At 71.3% G+C, this 15,552-nt stretch carries 16 protein-coding genes; 3 read left to right on the plus strand and 13 right to left on the minus strand.

Going from position 1 to position 15,552, the window contains the following annotated elements; translation table 11 throughout:
• Positions 1–4 precede the first annotated feature (4 nt).
• Positions 5–1,276, minus strand: a complete 1,272-nt coding sequence (locus VGL30_RS06295; RefSeq protein WP_331537934.1) for a polyhydroxyalkanoate depolymerase — start codon at positions 1,274–1,276, stop codon at positions 5–7.
• A gap of 54 nt (positions 1,277–1,330) precedes the next feature.
• A complete protein-coding gene (locus tag VGL30_RS06300; RefSeq protein ID WP_331537936.1) occupies positions 1,331–1,942 on the minus strand; it encodes an SCO family protein in 612 nt (203 codons plus the stop codon).
• Positions 1,943–1,996: 54 nt separating this feature from the next.
• On the opposite strand from VGL30_RS06300, the gene VGL30_RS06305 reads away from it, so the two are divergent.
• Together VGL30_RS06305 and VGL30_RS06310 are read left to right on the plus strand one after the other, a co-directional pair.
• Positions 1,997–3,376 carry an ActS/PrrB/RegB family redox-sensitive histidine kinase gene (locus VGL30_RS06305; protein WP_331537938.1) on the plus strand — a complete coding sequence of 460 codons (1,380 nt, stop codon included), beginning with the start codon at positions 1,997–1,999 and terminating at the stop codon, positions 3,374–3,376.
• Between the two features lie 88 nt (positions 3,377–3,464).
• Positions 3,465–4,022 carry an ActR/PrrA/RegA family redox response regulator transcription factor gene (locus VGL30_RS06310; RefSeq protein ID WP_331537940.1) on the plus strand — a complete coding sequence of 186 codons (558 nt, stop codon included), beginning with the start codon at positions 3,465–3,467 and terminating at the stop codon, positions 4,020–4,022.
• 44 nt (positions 4,023–4,066) lie between these two features.
• Here VGL30_RS06310 and mmcB read toward each other — a convergent pair whose 3' ends face one another.
• From mmcB to VGL30_RS06330, 4 genes are all read right to left on the minus strand, one after another.
• Positions 4,067–4,525, minus strand: coding sequence for a DNA repair putative endonuclease MmcB (mmcB, locus tag VGL30_RS06315; RefSeq protein ID WP_331537942.1), 459 nt, complete (start codon positions 4,523–4,525; stop codon positions 4,067–4,069).
• A gap of 56 nt (positions 4,526–4,581) precedes the next feature.
• On the minus strand, positions 4,582–5,112 hold the full coding sequence (locus VGL30_RS06320; protein WP_331537944.1) for a lipocalin family protein: 531 nt from the start codon (positions 5,110–5,112) through the stop codon (positions 4,582–4,584).
• An 85-nt stretch (positions 5,113–5,197) separates the two neighbouring features.
• Positions 5,198–5,605 (minus strand): metallopeptidase family protein, encoded by a 408-nt coding sequence (locus tag VGL30_RS06325; protein ID WP_331537946.1) that lies wholly within the window; start codon positions 5,603–5,605, stop codon positions 5,198–5,200.
• Positions 5,598–6,185, minus strand: coding sequence for a hypothetical protein (locus VGL30_RS06330; RefSeq protein ID WP_331537948.1), 588 nt, complete (start codon positions 6,183–6,185; stop codon positions 5,598–5,600). The genes VGL30_RS06325 and VGL30_RS06330 overlap by 8 nt, the downstream gene beginning before the upstream one ends.
• A 114-nt stretch (positions 6,186–6,299) precedes the next feature.
• Between VGL30_RS06330 and VGL30_RS06335 the strand changes: the two genes are divergently transcribed.
• Positions 6,300–8,615: a sensor histidine kinase gene (locus VGL30_RS06335; RefSeq protein ID WP_331537950.1), complete on the plus strand. Its 2,316-nt coding sequence runs from the start codon at positions 6,300–6,302 to the stop codon at positions 8,613–8,615.
• Between the two features lie 39 nt (positions 8,616–8,654).
• On the opposite strand, the gene VGL30_RS06340 is transcribed toward VGL30_RS06335, so the two are convergent.
• The 7 genes from VGL30_RS06340 to sdhD form a co-directional block, all read right to left on the minus strand.
• Positions 8,655–8,975, minus strand: coding sequence for a 2Fe-2S iron-sulfur cluster-binding protein (locus VGL30_RS06340; protein ID WP_331537952.1), 321 nt, complete (start codon positions 8,973–8,975; stop codon positions 8,655–8,657).
• 18 nt (positions 8,976–8,993) lie between these two features.
• Positions 8,994–10,223: an NAD(P)/FAD-dependent oxidoreductase gene (locus tag VGL30_RS06345; RefSeq protein WP_331537954.1), complete on the minus strand. Its 1,230-nt coding sequence runs from the start codon at positions 10,221–10,223 to the stop codon at positions 8,994–8,996.
• A gap of 133 nt (positions 10,224–10,356) precedes the next feature.
• The gene (locus tag VGL30_RS06350; protein ID WP_331537956.1) at positions 10,357–11,139 is read right to left on the minus strand and encodes a succinate dehydrogenase iron-sulfur subunit; all 783 of its coding nucleotides are present in this window, start codon (positions 11,137–11,139) and stop codon (positions 10,357–10,359) included.
• A gap of 15 nt (positions 11,140–11,154) precedes the next feature.
• A complete protein-coding gene (gene creD / locus VGL30_RS06355) occupies positions 11,155–12,552 on the minus strand; it encodes a cell envelope integrity protein CreD (RefSeq protein ID WP_331537958.1) in 1,398 nt (465 codons plus the stop codon).
• Positions 12,549–13,280, minus strand: a complete 732-nt coding sequence (locus tag VGL30_RS06360; protein WP_331537960.1) for a class I SAM-dependent methyltransferase — start codon at positions 13,278–13,280, stop codon at positions 12,549–12,551. Before VGL30_RS06360 ends, creD begins: the two co-directional genes overlap by 4 nt.
• Positions 13,281–13,287: 7 nt before the next feature.
• Positions 13,288–15,075 (minus strand): succinate dehydrogenase flavoprotein subunit, encoded by a 1,788-nt coding sequence (gene sdhA, locus VGL30_RS06365; RefSeq protein WP_331537962.1) that lies wholly within the window; start codon positions 15,073–15,075, stop codon positions 13,288–13,290.
• Between the two features lie 3 nt (positions 15,076–15,078).
• Entirely contained in the window at positions 15,079–15,471 is a 393-nt protein-coding gene (gene sdhD / locus VGL30_RS06370; RefSeq protein WP_331537964.1) for a succinate dehydrogenase, hydrophobic membrane anchor protein, read from the minus strand.
• Positions 15,472–15,552: the final 81 nt, after the last annotated feature.

The raw sequence follows: 15,552 nt of genomic DNA on the forward strand, positions 1-15,552 counted from the left end.
CTGATTAGGCGGCCAGTTCCTGGCTGTCGAAGCCCATTTCGCCGCGGGCGATGAAGGCGCGCACCCGGGGATAGATCTCCTCCCGGAACCGGCGGCCGTTGAACACGCCGTAGTGGCCCACGTGCGGCTGCACATAGTCCTCCTTCAGCGCCGCCGGCAGGCCGGAGCACAGGGCGTGCGCGGCCTGGGTCTGACCGACGCCGGAGATGTCGTCGTGCTCGCCCTCGACGGTGAGCAGGCCCACGTCGTGGATCGCCTCCGGCCGCACCGGCCGCCCGCGGTGCGTCAGCTCCCCCTTGGGCAGCAGGTAGCGCTGGAACACCACGTCCACCGTCTGCAGATAGAACTCCTCGGTGAGGTCCAGCACCGACAGGTACTCGTCATAGAACTCCAGGTGCTTCTCGGCGGAGTCGCCGTCGCCCTCCATCAGCTGCAGCAGGTAGCGCCGGTGCGCCTCCTGGTGCTTCTCCACGTTCATGGAGATGAAGCCGTAGAGCTGCACGAAACCCGGATAGACCCGGCGGCCCACCCCCGGATAGGGCGGCGGCACGGTGTAGATCATGTTGGAGGCGAACCAGGCGAAGGGCTTCTCCTCCGCCAGCTTGTTGGTCACCGTCGGCGACAGCCGCGCGTCGATGGGCGAGCCCATGAAGGTCATGGTCGCCGGGCGCGAGGGGTCCTCGTCCTCGCTCATCAGCGCCGCGGCCGCCAGCACCGCCGGACCCGGCTGGCAGACCGCCACCACATGCGGCCGGGGCCCCATCTGCTGCAGCATCTGGCGGACGTGGTCGATGTAGTCGTCCATGTCGAAGCGGCCGTCGAGGATCGAGACGTCGCGGGCGTTCGACCACTCGCTGATGAACACCTCGTGGTCCTGCAGGAAGGCCTGCACCGTGCCGCGCAGCAGGGTGGCGTAGTGGCCCGACAGCGGCGCCACGATCAGCACCGCCGGCTCCAGCGCCCGGCGCCCGGCGCGGCGCATGTCGGCCATGTCGCGGGCGAAGTGCGTCAGCTTCACCCAGGGGCTGGACCAAACCTCGGTCGGCCGCACCCGCACCGGCTGGCCGTCGATCTCCACATGGTCGATCCCCCAGGCCGGGCGGCCGTAGCGGCGGGTCAGGTTGGCGGCGAGGTCGGCGCCGGCGAAGATCCGCCGCGCCAGGTCGGTGTCCTTGGCCGGGTTGAGCGGCGAGCCCCAGAAATCGCGGACCAGCCGCGTCGCGGAGCGCAGGGGCGTGGACGCGTAATAGCCTGCCTCATAGAGCGTATAGAGCATGGTCCGTCCTTTGTGCGCTGCAACATACCCCGCGACGCTTAATGGACTGCATCCTCAGCAGTTCCGGGCGTCGCGGCCGGCGCGCATCGCCTTGCCGATCCGTTCAGCCGCCTGCTCGGGGGTCAGGCCGTAGGGCAGCACGCAGGCGAACTGGCCCCTGGGGTTCATCAGATAGGTCATGGTGGAGTGGTTGACCGTGTAGTCGGACCCCTCCCCCGCCTTCTCATAGAATATATGGTATCCGCGGGCTGCGGCGTCCACCTGGGCGGCGGTTCCCGTCAGGCCCAGGGCGCCCTTGGGAAACGCCGGATTGGCCAGGTAGGCCTTCAGGGCCGCCGGGGTGTCGCGGGCGGGATCGACCGAGATGAACACCGTCTGGAAGTCCCGGGCCTTGGGGCCCATCAGCTCCTGCGCCTGGCCGAGCGCCAGCAGCGTCGTGGGGCACGCCTCCGGGCAGTAGGTGAAGCCGAAGAACACCGCGCTCCACTTGCCCTTCAGCACGCCGTCGTCCACCGGCCGGCCGTCCTGGTCGACCAGGTGGAACGGTCCGCCCACCGCCACCGCGGACGCCGCCGTCCGGTGCGCGCCCGGCCGCAGGGCGAAGCCCACGAAACCCGCCAGCAGGACCGCCACGGCGGCGGCGACGATCAGGGGGGTGCGCGTCACGCGGAAATTCCTTTGGGGCTCGTCAGGCGCGGCGAACCGGGCGATCCTCGGCTGATGGCGCCGTCGATCACCCCGTCGACCAAGGGACTAACGCCCCCGTCCGGCCTCGATAGGCCGGGCTCGGCGGCGGTGCAAGCCACCCAGGAATGGGACATGGCCGGCGCCCGCCGCGGCCGCCTGCGGGTGCGCACCCTGGTGACTTTGCGGTGGCTGCTGATCGGCGTCGAGGCCGTGGCGCTGGCGATCTCCACCCTCGTCCTGGGCTTCCACGGCGCCTGGCCCGTCGCCATCGGGGTGATCGGCGCCGCGGCCTGGATCAATGTGCTCACCGGCGTCGCCTCCCCCGGCCAGCGGCTGTTCGGCGACGCCGAGGCCGCCGGCCAGCTGGCCTTTGACATCCTGCAGGTCACCGCCCTGATCTTCCTCACCGGCGGCTCGGCCAATCCGTTCATGCTGCTGCTGATCGCCCCGGTCAGCCTGGCCGCGGCCACCCTGCCGGTGCGGCCGCTGGCGCTCCTGGGCGCGCTGGCGGTCGCCGCCTCCGTGCTGTTGGCCTTGTTCGCCTGGCCGGCGGCGGCCCCGGGCGCGGAGCTCGCCCCGCTCGCCCACCGGCTGGCCGCGGCGGCCGCCAGCGCCGCCTCCATCGTGGTGGTGGCCGGCTACGTCAGCCACGCCGCCGCCGAATCCGCCCGCATGGTGCTGGCCCTCGACGTCACCCAGACGGTGCTGGCCAGGGAGCAGAAGCTGTCCGCCCTGGGCGCCCTGGCCGCCGCCGCCGCCCACGAGCTGGGCACCCCGCTCGGCACCATCGCCATCGTCGCCAAGGAGCTGTCGCGCGGCGCGCCGACGCCCTCGGTGAAGGAGGACGCCGACCTGCTGATCGCCCAGGCCCAGCGCTGCCGCGAGATCCTGAAGAATCTCAGCGACAGCCCCGAGGCCACCGACGAGGTGCACGAGCGCATGAGCCTGCTGCAGCTGGTCCACGAGGTGATCGAGCCGCACGCCGCCATCCAGGGAGTCCGCGTCGAGGCGATCGTCTCCGGCGCCACCGGGGTCAAGGCGCCCGACATCTGGCGGATGCCCGAAATCCTGCACGCCCTGACCACCTTCGTGGAGAACGCCGTCGACTTCGCCGCCTCCGAGGTGCTGATCACCGCCCGCTTCGACGCCGACACCGTCTCGATGGAGGTGCGCGACGACGGCCCCGGCTTCGCCCCCGAGATCCTCGCCAAGCTGGGCGAGCCCTACCTCACCAGCCGGCCCGGGGCGGAAGGCTCGCGCACCGGCCATGTCGGCATGGGCCTGGGCTTCTTCATCTCCAAGACGCTGCTGGAGCGCACCGGCGCCGTCGTCGCCGCCCAGAACGGCCGTCCGCGCGGCGCGGTCGTCTCCGCCCGCTGGCCGCGCACCCGGATCGAGGTCCAGACCAAGTGAAAGCGGACACCACTTGCAGTTTTAACTAAAGGGGCGACATGATGTCGCAGGCTTGGCGCGAATCAGGCCCACAACGGGAGGCGCTGAAGTGACCGACCTTTCCTCGGCAATCGCCGGCTTGCCGGACAAGTCGCTGCTGGTGCTCGACGACGATGCGCCGCTGCGCACCCGGCTGGGGCGGGCGCTGGAACAACGGGGCTTCGAGCCGACCCTGGTGGGCAGCGTGGGAGAAGCCCTGGCCGCCGTGAAGGCCCGTCCGCCGGCGTTCGCCGTGCTCGACATGCGCCTGGACGACGGGTCCGGCCTGTCGGTGGTGGAGGCGGTGCGCGGTTTGCGCCCGGATGCGAAGATCATCATGCTCACCGGCTACGGCAACATCGCCACCGCGGTGGCGGCGGTGAAGGCCGGAGCGGTCGACTACCTCTCCAAGCCCGCCGACGCCGACGACGTCGCCCGCGCCCTGCTGGCCCGTCCCGACGAGAACCCGGCCCCGCCGGACAACCCGATGAGCGCCGACCGCGTCCGCTGGGAGCACATCCAGAGGGTGTACGAGCTCTGCGGCCACAATGTTTCGGAGACGGCGAGGCGGCTGAACATGCACCGCCGCACCCTGCAACGCATCCTGGCCAAGCGCGCGCCGCGGTAGGTCATTGTTGTCCGCTCATCCCGGCGAAAGCCGGGACGAGCGGGTTACTCCAGCGCCGTCACCACCGCCCCTGCGGCCCGCATCGCCGCCAGCCGGCCGAACGCCAGGGTGAGCGCCTTGCGCCGCGCGCCGGCCAGGGGCGTGCGGGGCGCCTCGCGCAGCACCGCCCCGCCGAAGCCGTCGGCCACGATCAGGCCGGGATGCTCGGGCAGGCGCTCCCGCGGGAACTCCGGCCCCACGGCGAAGGCGAAGGCGTCGCAATAGGCCAGGTACTCGCCCCACTTCAGGTCGGTGCGGAAGTCCTCCAGCCCCGATTTCACCTCGACGATGAAGATCTCGCCGCGGCGCCCCAGCGCCATCAGGTCGGCGCGCCGCCCGTTCGGCAGGGTGACTTCGGCCAGCGGCGCATAGCCCAGCGCGCCCAGCAGCCGGCCCGCCCCGCGGGTGACGGCGGCGGTGGTCTCCGGTCGCGAAAAGCCGGGCGGGGGGGCGGTGAGCTCCATGGCGAAATCCTGTTCCGTCTTCGTTCCGGAATCAAGGGGTCCGGATCGGGAAGCGGTCAGTCCCGCGCCGGCGCCGGGAACTCCAGCCGGCCCACGTCATAGCCCAGTTGGCGGATGCGGGAGAGCGCCTGGGCCTTCGCCGTCGCCGCCAGCGACGGCCGTTGCGACATCAGCCACAGGAAGTGGCCGCCGGGAGTGGCCAGGATCAGCCAGCCCTGGTCCGGGCGGTTGTCCAGCACCCAGTATTCCTGGTTCAGCAGGCCGCCGAAGAAGCTCATCTTGAACTTGGCGTTGGTCCGCGGGTCGACGACCTTGGCCTTGGCCCTCCATTCGGTCCCGGGCGCGGTGGGCGCGCCCTTGTGGCAGACCTGGATCACCGTGTAGCCGTCGCCGCTGCGCACCCAGTCGGAGGTCCCGGCCTGGCAATCTTTCTGCATCCTGTTGGGGATGCGCGCCACCTCGTACCAGCGGCCGGCCATGGCCGAGGCGTCCACCGGGGCCGTGGGCTGGGGCGCGGAGGCCAGCGCGGGGGCCGCGGCGGCAAGGGCGGCGCAGGCGGCGATCAGGGCGAGGGGCGTGCGGATCATGTGCGGCGGGTTAGCGGCCGGGGCCTGAACATCGACTGAACATGGAGGCTGGGCGTCGTTCCGTCGCGGACATGTCGCCGCGGCCTCAGGACGCCTCGACGGCGGCGATATCGTCGTCGGACAGGCCGAAATGATGGCCGATCTCGTGCACCAGCACATGGGCGACCAGTTCCTCCAGGGTCACGTCGCCGCGCTCGGCCCACTCGTCGAGGATGGGGCGCCGGTAGAGGAAGATCAGCGACAGCTGCGGCTGCGCGTCGAACACCGAACGGTGGCCGATGTCGACGCCCTGGTAAAGGCCGGTGAGCTCGAAGGCGTTCTCGATCTCCAGCGCTTCCAGCACCTCGGCGTCGGCGAAGTCCTCCACCCGGAACGTCACGTCGCCGGTCATTCGCCGGAAGCCCGCCGGCAGGGCCGCGAACGCCGCCTCGGCCAGCGCCGCCAGGTCGTCCAGCGAGGGCGCGAGCCCGCGCGCCGGCCGGACGTCACTCATCCGGCACCACGATGTGCGGCGCCTCGGGCAGGCGCGCCTCGAACAGGCCGATGTCCAGCGGTTGCTGCGGCTCCACCGGGCGCAGCGGCTGGCCGGCCATGGTCCGCAGGGTCTCGGGCGCGAGCCCGGCGGCGCGCCGCCGCTTGCGCGCGCGCCGCGCCTGGGGCGCCTCGACCCCGGACGTTGCGGCGGCCAGCCGCCAGTAGGAGATCTCCAGCCGCCAGACGGTGCGCAGCGGCTGGGCGCTGGGCTCCGGCCAGCGGCGGCCGCCGGCGAACGCCGGGGTCACCGCCACGGGCCGCGCCCGTCCGGCCAGGGTCTCCGTCAGCCGGCAGTAGCGATCCTCCGGAGCGGGCGCCGCCCGCCCCGGCCGCTCATCCTCCAGGCGCCCGCCATAGGCGTCCAGCGCCGCCTCGCGGGTGGTGAAGGCCGGGCCCACGGGTTCGGTGGCGAAGGCCACCGGCTGGCCGGCCAGCCGCTCGGCCTCGCGCATCCGCGCCGCCCGGCCCTGCGGCCGGCTGAGCGCCGCGTCGGCGTTCTCCGCCACCGGATAGAGGATCGCCGTCATCGCCCGCATCATCGCCTATTCCGTGGGATACGGGAAATTCGGCGAGCGTGCGGCAAGCCTCGCCGCAGCCTATGTTGCAAAGTGAATGATTCGCTTGTCGGCGGGCCGTCGCCGATGGATCCCCGAATGAGCCAAGACACCCTGATCCTGCTCGCCACCGCCGGGGCGGTTTCGCTGGCCATCTGCGCGACCGTCTGGGCGCTGGCGCAGGGCCGCCAGAGCCAGGCGCGGATCGAGGCCCTGGCCGCCAAGCTGGCCGTGGTGGAGGGCCGCGCCGAGGCCGCCCAGGCCTCCGCCGAAGCTTTCGACTCCGCCCTGCTGGCGGTGGAGGAGGGCCGCGCCATGCTGGCCTCCGGCGAGGAGTCGTTCGCCACCTGCGCAGCCGTCCTGGGCCTGGCCTCGCCGGAGGCGCAGGCCGTGGTCAACGCCCTGATGCGCGCCGACCCTGACCACGCGCGGCGCCTGCGCGGCCTGTTCGAGCGGGGCGAGGCCTGCGCCTTCGAGGTGCGCGGCGCGGGCGGGGTGGTGTCGGTGGAGGGCCGGGCGGCCGGCGCGCTCGCGTGGCTCAGGCTGTCGGCGGTGATCGGCGACGATTCCGGCCTGCCCACCGCGCCGCGTTTCGCCGCCTTCATGGACGCCCGGGCCACCCCGGCCTGGATCGCCGCGGCCGACGGCTCGCCCGTCTGGGTCAACAAGCCCTGGCTGACGGCGGTGGGCGCCGCCAGCCTCGACGAGGCCGCCGCCGCCGGCGCCAGCTTCGAGAAGGCCGCCGACGCCCTGGCCAGCGAGGCCGCCAACCTGGGCCAGGTCCGCGAAACCGTGCGCTGGGCGACCTTGGACGGACGCCGCCGCGCCTTCCACGTCACCGCCCGGCCGCTGGAAGGCGGCGGGGTCGGGGTGTGGACCGACGACGTCACCGAGGCCGAGGAGCTGCGCGAGCAGCTCAAGCGCCAGACCGAGGCCAACGACGAGACCCTGAACCATATCGCCGACGCCGTGGCGATCTTCAGCCAGGCCAAGCGGCTGATCTTCTACAACACCGCCTTCGCCAACCTCTGGGGCCTGGAGCCCGCCTGGCTCTCCGAGCGTCCGACCCACTCCGAGGTGCTGGACCGGCTGCGCCAGCGCCGCCGCCTGCCGGAGAGCGCCGACTACGCCCGCTGGAAGGCCGCCGAGCTCGGCCGCTACGAGAGCCTGGAGGCCGGGGCCGACGACCTCTGGAGCCTGCCCGACGGCCGCACCCTGCGCGTGGTCCGCCAGCCGCACCCGCTGGGCGGCCTGCTGGTGCTGTTCTCCGACATCACCGGCGAGCTGAAGCTCAAGAGCCAGTACAACGCGCAGATCCAGGTGCAGCAGGCCACCCTCGACAAGCTCAACGACGCGGTGGCGGTGTTCGGCTCCGACGGCCGCTTGAGGCTGCACAACGAGGCCTTCGAACGATTCTGGAACGTCACCCCCGTGCAGCTCGACCTGGCCGGCGACTTCGAGGGGGTGGTCGAGCTCTGCATACCCCGCCTGCACGACCTGCAGTTCTGGCGGGAACTGAAGGGCCGCGTCGCCGATCCGGACCCGGGCGCCCGCGCGCCGATGACCGGCGAGGTGAAGACTTCCGACTCACGCATCGTGCTCTACCAGTCGCGGCCGCTGCCGGACGGGGCGACCCTGATCGGCTTCACCGACGTGACCGATGCGCGGCGGCTGGAGAGCGCGCTGGCCGAGCGCTCCGCGGCCCTGGCCGACGCCGAGCGCCTGAAGCGCGACTTCGTGGGCAACGTCTCCTACGAGCTGCGCACCCCGCTCACCACCATCATCGGCTATTCGGAGCTGCTCGAGCGCTCCGGCGAGAACCTCTCCGAGCGCGGCCGCGGCCACGCCGCGGCGGTGCGCGCCGCCGCCACCCAACTGGCCCGCTCCATCGACGATGTGCTCGACATGGCCCAGATCGACGCCGACGAGATGGCGCTGGACCTGGAAGACGTCCATGTCGCCCAGGTGCTGCGCGAGGCCGCCGCCCGTTGGGCGGAGGACGCCAGGAGCGGCGGCGTCGCCATCGCCCTGGAGCACAAGGATGACATCGGGGTCATCCGCGGCGACGCCAAGCGCCTGGGCCAGATCCTCGACCACCTGGTCGAGAACGCCATCCGCCAGACCCCGTCCGGCGGCCGGGTCACCGTCTCGGCCCGCAGGGCCCTGGGCGAGATCCAGCTGCAGGTGGCCGACACCGGGCGGGGCATCCCCTTCCATGTGCAGGCGCACATCTTCGACCGGTTCATCGGCCGCGAGCGCGGCGGTCCGGGCCTGGGCCTGGCGCTGGTCAAGGCGCTGACCGAACTGCACGGCGGCTGGGTGGCGCTGGAAAGCGAGCCGGGGGCCGGCGCGACCTTCACCTGCCACCTCCCCGAAGCCGCCCAGGCGGCGTCGGCGCCCGAGCTGGATTTTTAGGGAGCTATCCTTCTTTCCTTGCGGGAGAAGGTCAGGAACTCAGTGCTGGCTTTCCGGCAGGCGGACGATCAGGCCGTCCAGCGCGTCGCTGACCTTGATCTGGCAGGAGAGGCGGCTGTTCTCCTTCACGTTCTCGGCGAAGTCGAGCATCGACTCTTCCATGGCCGAGGCCGTGCCGGTCTTTTCCCGCCAGGCTTCGTCGACATAGACGTGGCAGGTGGCGCAGGCGCAGGCTCCGCCGCAGTCGGCGTCGATGCCGGGGACGTTGTTCTTCACGGCGCCTTCCATGACGGTCAAGCTGTTGCGCACGTCGATGGTGTGCTCGGCGCCGTCGAATTGAATATACGTGATCTTGGCCATGGTTTCCTGCCCGCCGGACTAGGCGGCGACCTCTTTCATAGAAACTGAGGGATCCGCAAGTTTTTCGGCCGAGACCGGCTTGCGGTTAAGGATGAATTGGCGCCCCGCCATGAACTCCGGCGGGGCGTTCACCGCCTCCACCGCCTGGACGAGACCGCCCTTCAGGTGGAAGACCGCGAACTTGTTGCTGGCCGGGTCGCCCCGCAGCAGCACCTGGTCGGCGTCGAAGGCCAGGCCCGCGATCTGCAGCTTCAGGTCATATTGGTCCGACCAGAACCAGGGCGCCTCGGGCGCGGGCGCCGGCCGGCCGGTGATGTCGCACGCCGCCTGCTTGGCCTGCTCCAGCGCATTAGGCACGCTCTCCAGCCGGAACATGCGGCCGTAGATCGGCAGCGGCCGGTGGGCTACGTCGCCGATGGCGTAGATCGAGGGGTCCGAGGTCTTGGCCGCCAGGTCCACCACCACGCCCCGGGCGCATTCCAGGCCGGCGTCGCGGGCGATCTCGTCGTTGGGCGCGGCGCCCACCCCCACCAGCACGGCGTCACAGGCGATGGTGCGGCCCGCGGCAAGCGTCACCCCGGTCACATGGCCGTTCTCGCCCTGGAAGCCGGTGACGCTGGCCCCCAGGATGAATTCGACGCCGCGCTCCTCATGGTAGCGCTGGAAGAAGCTGGAGAGCTGCTCGCAGGCCACCCGCGCCAGCAGCCGGGCCTCCCGCTCGATCACCACCACTTCGGCGCCCAGCCCGCGGCCGGAGGCCGCCGCTTCCAGGCCGATGTAGCCGCCACCGACGATGGCCAGCCGCCTGCCGGGGCCCACCGCCGCCTTCAGCGCCTCGGCGTCCGCCGCCGTGCGCAGGAACAGCACCCCTTTCAGGTCCGCCCCCGGCGCCGGCAGCGCGATGGCCCGGGCGCCCGTGGCGATGATCAGGATGTCGTAGGCGAGGCTCGAGCCGTCCGACAGCTTGACCCGCCTGGCGCTGCGCTCCAGCGCCACGGCGGTGGTGCTGGGCCGGAAGTCGATGTCGGCCTCGCCGTAGAATTCCACCGGCTTCAGGGCCAGGGACTCGGCGTCCGCCTCGCCCTTCAGCCAGGCCTTCGACAGCGGCGGCCGTTGGTAGGGCGGGAGCGGCTCCTCGCCGACCAGGGTGATGGGGCCGGCGTGCCCGTACTGGCGCAGCAGCGCCGCCACCGAACCGCCGGCGTGGCCGGCGCCAAGAATAACCACATGGGCTTGGGGATCGCTCATCGCCGTCCGATACAGAATGCTGACACGTTCAAGACCCCGCTTCGCCGCTTCGGTCGGGCGAAGGGGGCCGCGCCCGCCCCTCCCCCCGCCGCCGCAAGCGCGGGCGTCAGGGCCGGGACCGGGCCGGCGCGCGTCATACGATCCGCTCCGCCATCATCTTCTTGACCTCCGCGATCGCCTTGGCCGGGTTCAGTCCCTTCGGGCAGACCTGCGCACAGTTCATGATGGTGTGGCAGCGGTAGAGTTTGAAGGGGTCCTCCAGGGCGTCGAGCCGCTGGCCGGCGGCCTCATCGCGGCTGTCGATCAGCCAGCGGTAGGCGTGCAGCAGGGTCGCCGGCCCCAGGTACTTGTCGCCGTTCCACCAGTAGCTCGGGCAGGAGGTGGAGCAGCAGGCGCACAGGATGCACTCGTAGAGGCCGTCCAGCTTCTCCCGATCCTTCGGCGTCTGAATCCACTCCTTCTGCGGCTCCGGCGTCTCGGTGTGCAGCCAGGGCTCGATGGAGGCGTACTGGGCGTAGAACAGCGTCAGGTCCGGCACCAGGTCCTTGACCACCGGCTGGCTCGGCAGCGGGCTAATGGTCACCTCCGCGCCGGGGACCTCCTCCCAGCCGTGGGTGCAGGCCAGCGTGTTGCGCCCGCCGATGTTCATGGCGCACGAGCCGCACACCCCTTCCCGGCAGGAGCGGCGGAAGGTCAGCGTCGGGTCCATGGTGTTCTTGATGTGGATCAGCACGTCCAGCACCATCGGGCCGCAGGCGTCCACGTCCACGTCGTAGGTGTCCCAGCTCGGGTTGCCCTCGGTCTCCGGGTCGTAGCGGTAGACCTTGAAGGACTTCACCCGCTTCGCCCCGGCCGGCGCGGCGTGGCGGCGGCCCTTGGCGACCTGGGAGTTCTTGGGCAGACTCAGCTGAACCATCGGACGCGCTATTCCTCAAAGATCCGGAGCGGCGGCAGGATCGCGCGATCCATACCAGTCGATCCGGCGCGTGAAATACATGACGGCGGCGACCGCCGCGAAACTTGTCACCGCCCCGACCAGGAGGGCGAAGTCCTCCAAGCGCATCAGCACATAGATCAGGGCGTAGAGAAGGGAAAACGCGATCAGCGCGATGATCCCCTGTTTCCATCTTTCGAACACCCAGCCGGCGTAGGCCGAGATCAGCCCGACGGTGGCGACGGCCGCCACGGCGAAGCCGCCGTCGAAGCCGATCCGCTCGGCGATGGACAACAGCAGCAGGTAGAAGATCACCTGCGCCAGCCCGACCAGCAGGTACTGTGCCGGATGCACCCGCTTGCCCGACAGGGTCTCGAACAGGAAGTAGGCCAGGAACACCAGGCTGACGAACATCAGGGCGTACTTCAGCGATCGGGCCACCGACCGGTAGGGGTTGGCCGGCTCGACGAAGGAGACGCCCATCGCCGTCTGGCCCAGCCGCCCCAGGGTCTCCGACGCGCCCTGGGCCGGCACGCCGCGGGCGATGAATGGCACGCTCCAGGCGGCGGTGAAGCCCTGCGGCCCGATGGTCCGCCGGCCTGGGTCCGGCAGGAAGCCGCCGTCGAAGCTGGGGTTGGCCCAATCGCTGCGGGCGCTCACCGTCGTGGTCTTGGCGAAGGCCAGCACCGCCAGCCGCTGGGCGCCGGAGAACCGCATCCGCGCCGTGGCGTCGAACACGGCGTCCGGCCGCACGACCTCGGCTGCCGGCGCCCCGAAGAAGGTCAGCCCCGCCGGCGACGGACTGTTGTCGTCGCCCTTCAGCGCGATCTGGCTGAAGGTCGCGGCCGGCGCCACCGGGAGCGTTCGGCCCGCCGCCGTCAGGGTGATGTCCGAACGCGCGCCCCGCGCGTCGGAGGCCGCCGCCACCAGCTCCGCCCGGCTCCAGTCCAGCGCCGCGCCCACCGGCGCCCTGGCCGCCGACCCGGTCAGGTCGAAGTGCGCCTTGAACGCCAGGTCCGCCTGGTAGACCGGCACCTTGAACAGCGAGCGGCGGCGCACCTCGGACTTGGCGTCCACCTGGGCCTCGCCGGTGATCGGAAAGATCACGAAGACGTCGCGCTCCGGCGCCTGCTTCGGGTCGGCGGCGGGGATGGCGTAGGGCACGGCCACCACCGGCCCCAGGAAGGTCTGCGGCCCGCCGACCACGGCGCTGATCTCGCGGGTCACCTCCTCGGCGCGGTGGGTGCGGTCGTTGAGCAGCAGGAAGACGAACAGCGCCGGGATGCTCATCAGCACCGCCAGCACACAGACCAGCAACAGCTTCAGCCCCGCCGAGCGGCGCGGCTGGCGCAGGGCGGCGGCGGCCCTGGCCGCGGCTCCGGGCTCGCCGCTCACGACGACGCCCCGCCGCGGCGGCCCAGCACAATGGCGCCGTGGTGGCCGCCGTGGTCGGTGGGGACCAGGTGCAGCTCGCCCAGGCCCGCCCGGGTGAAGACCTTCACCACCCCCGACAGCTCGTAGTCGTACATCGAGATCGATCCCACCGGCGGCCCGGCCCGCAGGCCTTGCGCCAGCCGCCGCCAGCGCGGTGCGGGCTGCGGTTGCAGGTGCGGCTCGCGCCACAGGGTCATGTGCAGGCTGGCGAAGCCGCCGGGGGCGAGCCTGGCCAACAGGGCCTCGACAAGCCCCAGGCCCCGCGCGGGCGGGATGTGCTGCAGCACGATGAACGAATTGACCCAGTCGAACGGCCCGTCCGGCAGCGCCCCCACATAGAGCGCCTTGCCGCCGCGCCGGCGCGCCAGGTCCAGCATGCCGGGCGCGACGTCGCAGCCCGTCGCCTCGGCCATCCGCTCGGCCATCGGCTCGGCCATCGGCTCGGTGAGCCGCCCCGCCCCGCAGCCGAAGTCCAGCGCCGCGCCTGCGGGGCGGCCCCCGAACAGCTGCTCGAACCGCGCCAGGATGTCGTCCACATGGTTGCGGCCCGAGGCGTAGAAGGCTTCGAGGGCCTCCGGCGTCAGGTTCTCCATCCGGTAGTCCGGATGACTGAGCACGCCCCAATACGGCTGGGTGGCGCCCAGTTCGCGCCAGTCCGCGTCGGTGTCGCGTGTCGCCTCCCAGCCCATCGTCGGCCTAGTACACCCGCGCCTTCGGCGGGATGTAGGCGATGTCGTTGGAGAGCGTATAGGCGTGCACCGGCCGGTATTCGATCCTCACCGCCCCGCTGGCGTCGTCGAACCAGGCGAGCGTGTGCTTCATCCAGGTCTCGTCGTCGCGGTCGGGGTAGTCCTCGCGGGCGTGCGCCCCACGGCTCTCGGTGCGGTTGGCCGCTCCGGCCACCGTGGTGATCGCCTGGCCCACCAGGTTGTCGAACTCCAGGGTCTCGACCAGGTCGGTGTTCCAGATCATGCCGCGGTCGGTGACGCGGATGTCCGGCCGCTGGGCCTGCACCTTCTCCAGGCGCCTGACGCCGGAGACCAGGGTCTCGCCGGTGCGGAACACCGCGGCGTCCTCCTGCATGGCCTGCTGCATCTCCAGCCGCAGGGCCGCGGTGGGCGTGCCGCCGCTGGCGTGGCGCAGCCGGTCGAAGCGGGCCAGGTGCCCCTCGGTGTGGTGGGGCTTCAGCTCCGGCTGCTTGTCGCCGGCCTTCAGGGTGTCGGCGCAGCGCAGCGCCGCCGAGCGGCCGAACACCACCAGGTCGATCAGCGAGTTGGAGCCCAGGCGGTTGGCGCCGTGCACCGAGACGCAGGCCGCCTCGCCCACCGCCATCAGCCCCGGAACGACCTTGTCCGGATCCTCGCCCAGCCGCGTCACCACCTCGGAGAAGAAGTTCGTGGGGATGCCGCCCATGTTGTAGTGCACCGTCGGCAGCACCGGGATCGGCTCCTTGGTCACGTCGACCCCGGCGAAGATCTTGGCGCTTTCCGAGATGCCCGGCAGACGCACCGCCAGGATCTTCGGGTCCAGGTGGTCCAGGTGCAGGTGGATATGGTCCTTCTTCGGCCCCACGCCGCGGCCCTCGCGGATCTCGATGGTCATGGCGCGCGAGACCATGTCGCGCGGCGCCAGGTCCTTCACGGAGGGCGCGTAGCGCTCCATGAACCGCTCGCCCTCGGAATTGGTCAGGTAGCCGCCCTCGCCGCGCGCGCCCTCGGTGATCAGGCACCCCGCGCCGTAGATCCCCGTGGGGTGGAACTGCACGAACTCCATGTCCTGCAGCGGCAGGCCGGCGCGCAGCACCATGCCGTTGCCGTCGCCGGTGCAGGTGTGGGCGCTGGTGCAGGAGAAGTAGGCCCGGCCGTAGCCGCCGGTGGCCAGGATCACCTGCTGCGCCTGGAACCGGTGCAGGGTGCCGTCGTCCAGCTTCCACGCCGTGACGCCGCGGCAGACGCCTTCGTCCATGATCAGGTCGAGGGCGAAGTATTCGATGAAGAACTCGGTGTCGTGCGCCAGGGACTGGCCGTACATGGTGTGCAGCATGGCGTGGCCGGTGCGGTCGGCCGCCGCGCAGGTGCGCTGGATCGGCGCCTCGCCGTAGTTGCGGGTCATGCCGCCGAACGCCCGCTGGTAGATCTTGCCTTCCTCGGTGCGCGAGAACGGCACGCCCCAGTGCTCCAGCTCGTAGACCGCGGCCGGCGCGTTGCGGCACAGGTATTCGATGGCGTCCTGGTCGCCCAGCCAGTCCGACCCCTTGACGGTGTCGTACATGTGCCAGCGCCAGTCGTCCGGGCTCATGTTGCCGAGGCTGGCGGAGATGCCGCCCTGGGCCGCCACCGTGTGCGAGCGGGTCGGGAAGACCTTGGAGATGCAGGCCGTCTTCAGGCCGGCCTGAGCGCAGCCGAGCGCCGCGCGCAGGCCGGAGCCGCCGGCGCCGACGACGACGACGTCGAACTTGTGGTCGATGAACTTGTAGTCAGCCATGACTCAGGAGGCTCCGCCGCCAAAGGCGACTTTCAGGATCGAGAAGATCGACAGCGCGCCGGCGAGGCCGCAGACGAAGAGGTTGAGGATCAGCAGCGCCGACTTGTTCAGGGCGACGTGGATGTAGTCCTCGATGACCACGCGCAGGCCGCCGGCCATGTGCCAGAAGCTGATCCCCAGCAGCAGGATCATCAGCACCGCGTTCAGCGGGTGGGCGACCCAGTGGACCGCGAACTGGTAGTCGCCGGCGGCGAGCCGCAGCACGGCGAAGACCGCCCACAGCGTCAGCGGCACCAGGGCGATGGCGGCGACGCGTTCGCCGATCCAGGCCCCGACCCCGTGCTTGGCCGAGCCCAGGCCGCGGGCGCGCGACAGCGGCGTGCGATAGTTGTCCATATTCAAACCGCTCCCGTCACGGCGGCGACCACCCAGACGGCGATCGTCGCGGCCGCCGTGAAGGCGAAGACGAAGACCGAG

Source organism: Phenylobacterium sp., assembly GCF_036502675.1.
In the GTDB taxonomy this organism is placed as follows: domain Bacteria; phylum Pseudomonadota; class Alphaproteobacteria; order Caulobacterales; family Caulobacteraceae; genus Phenylobacterium.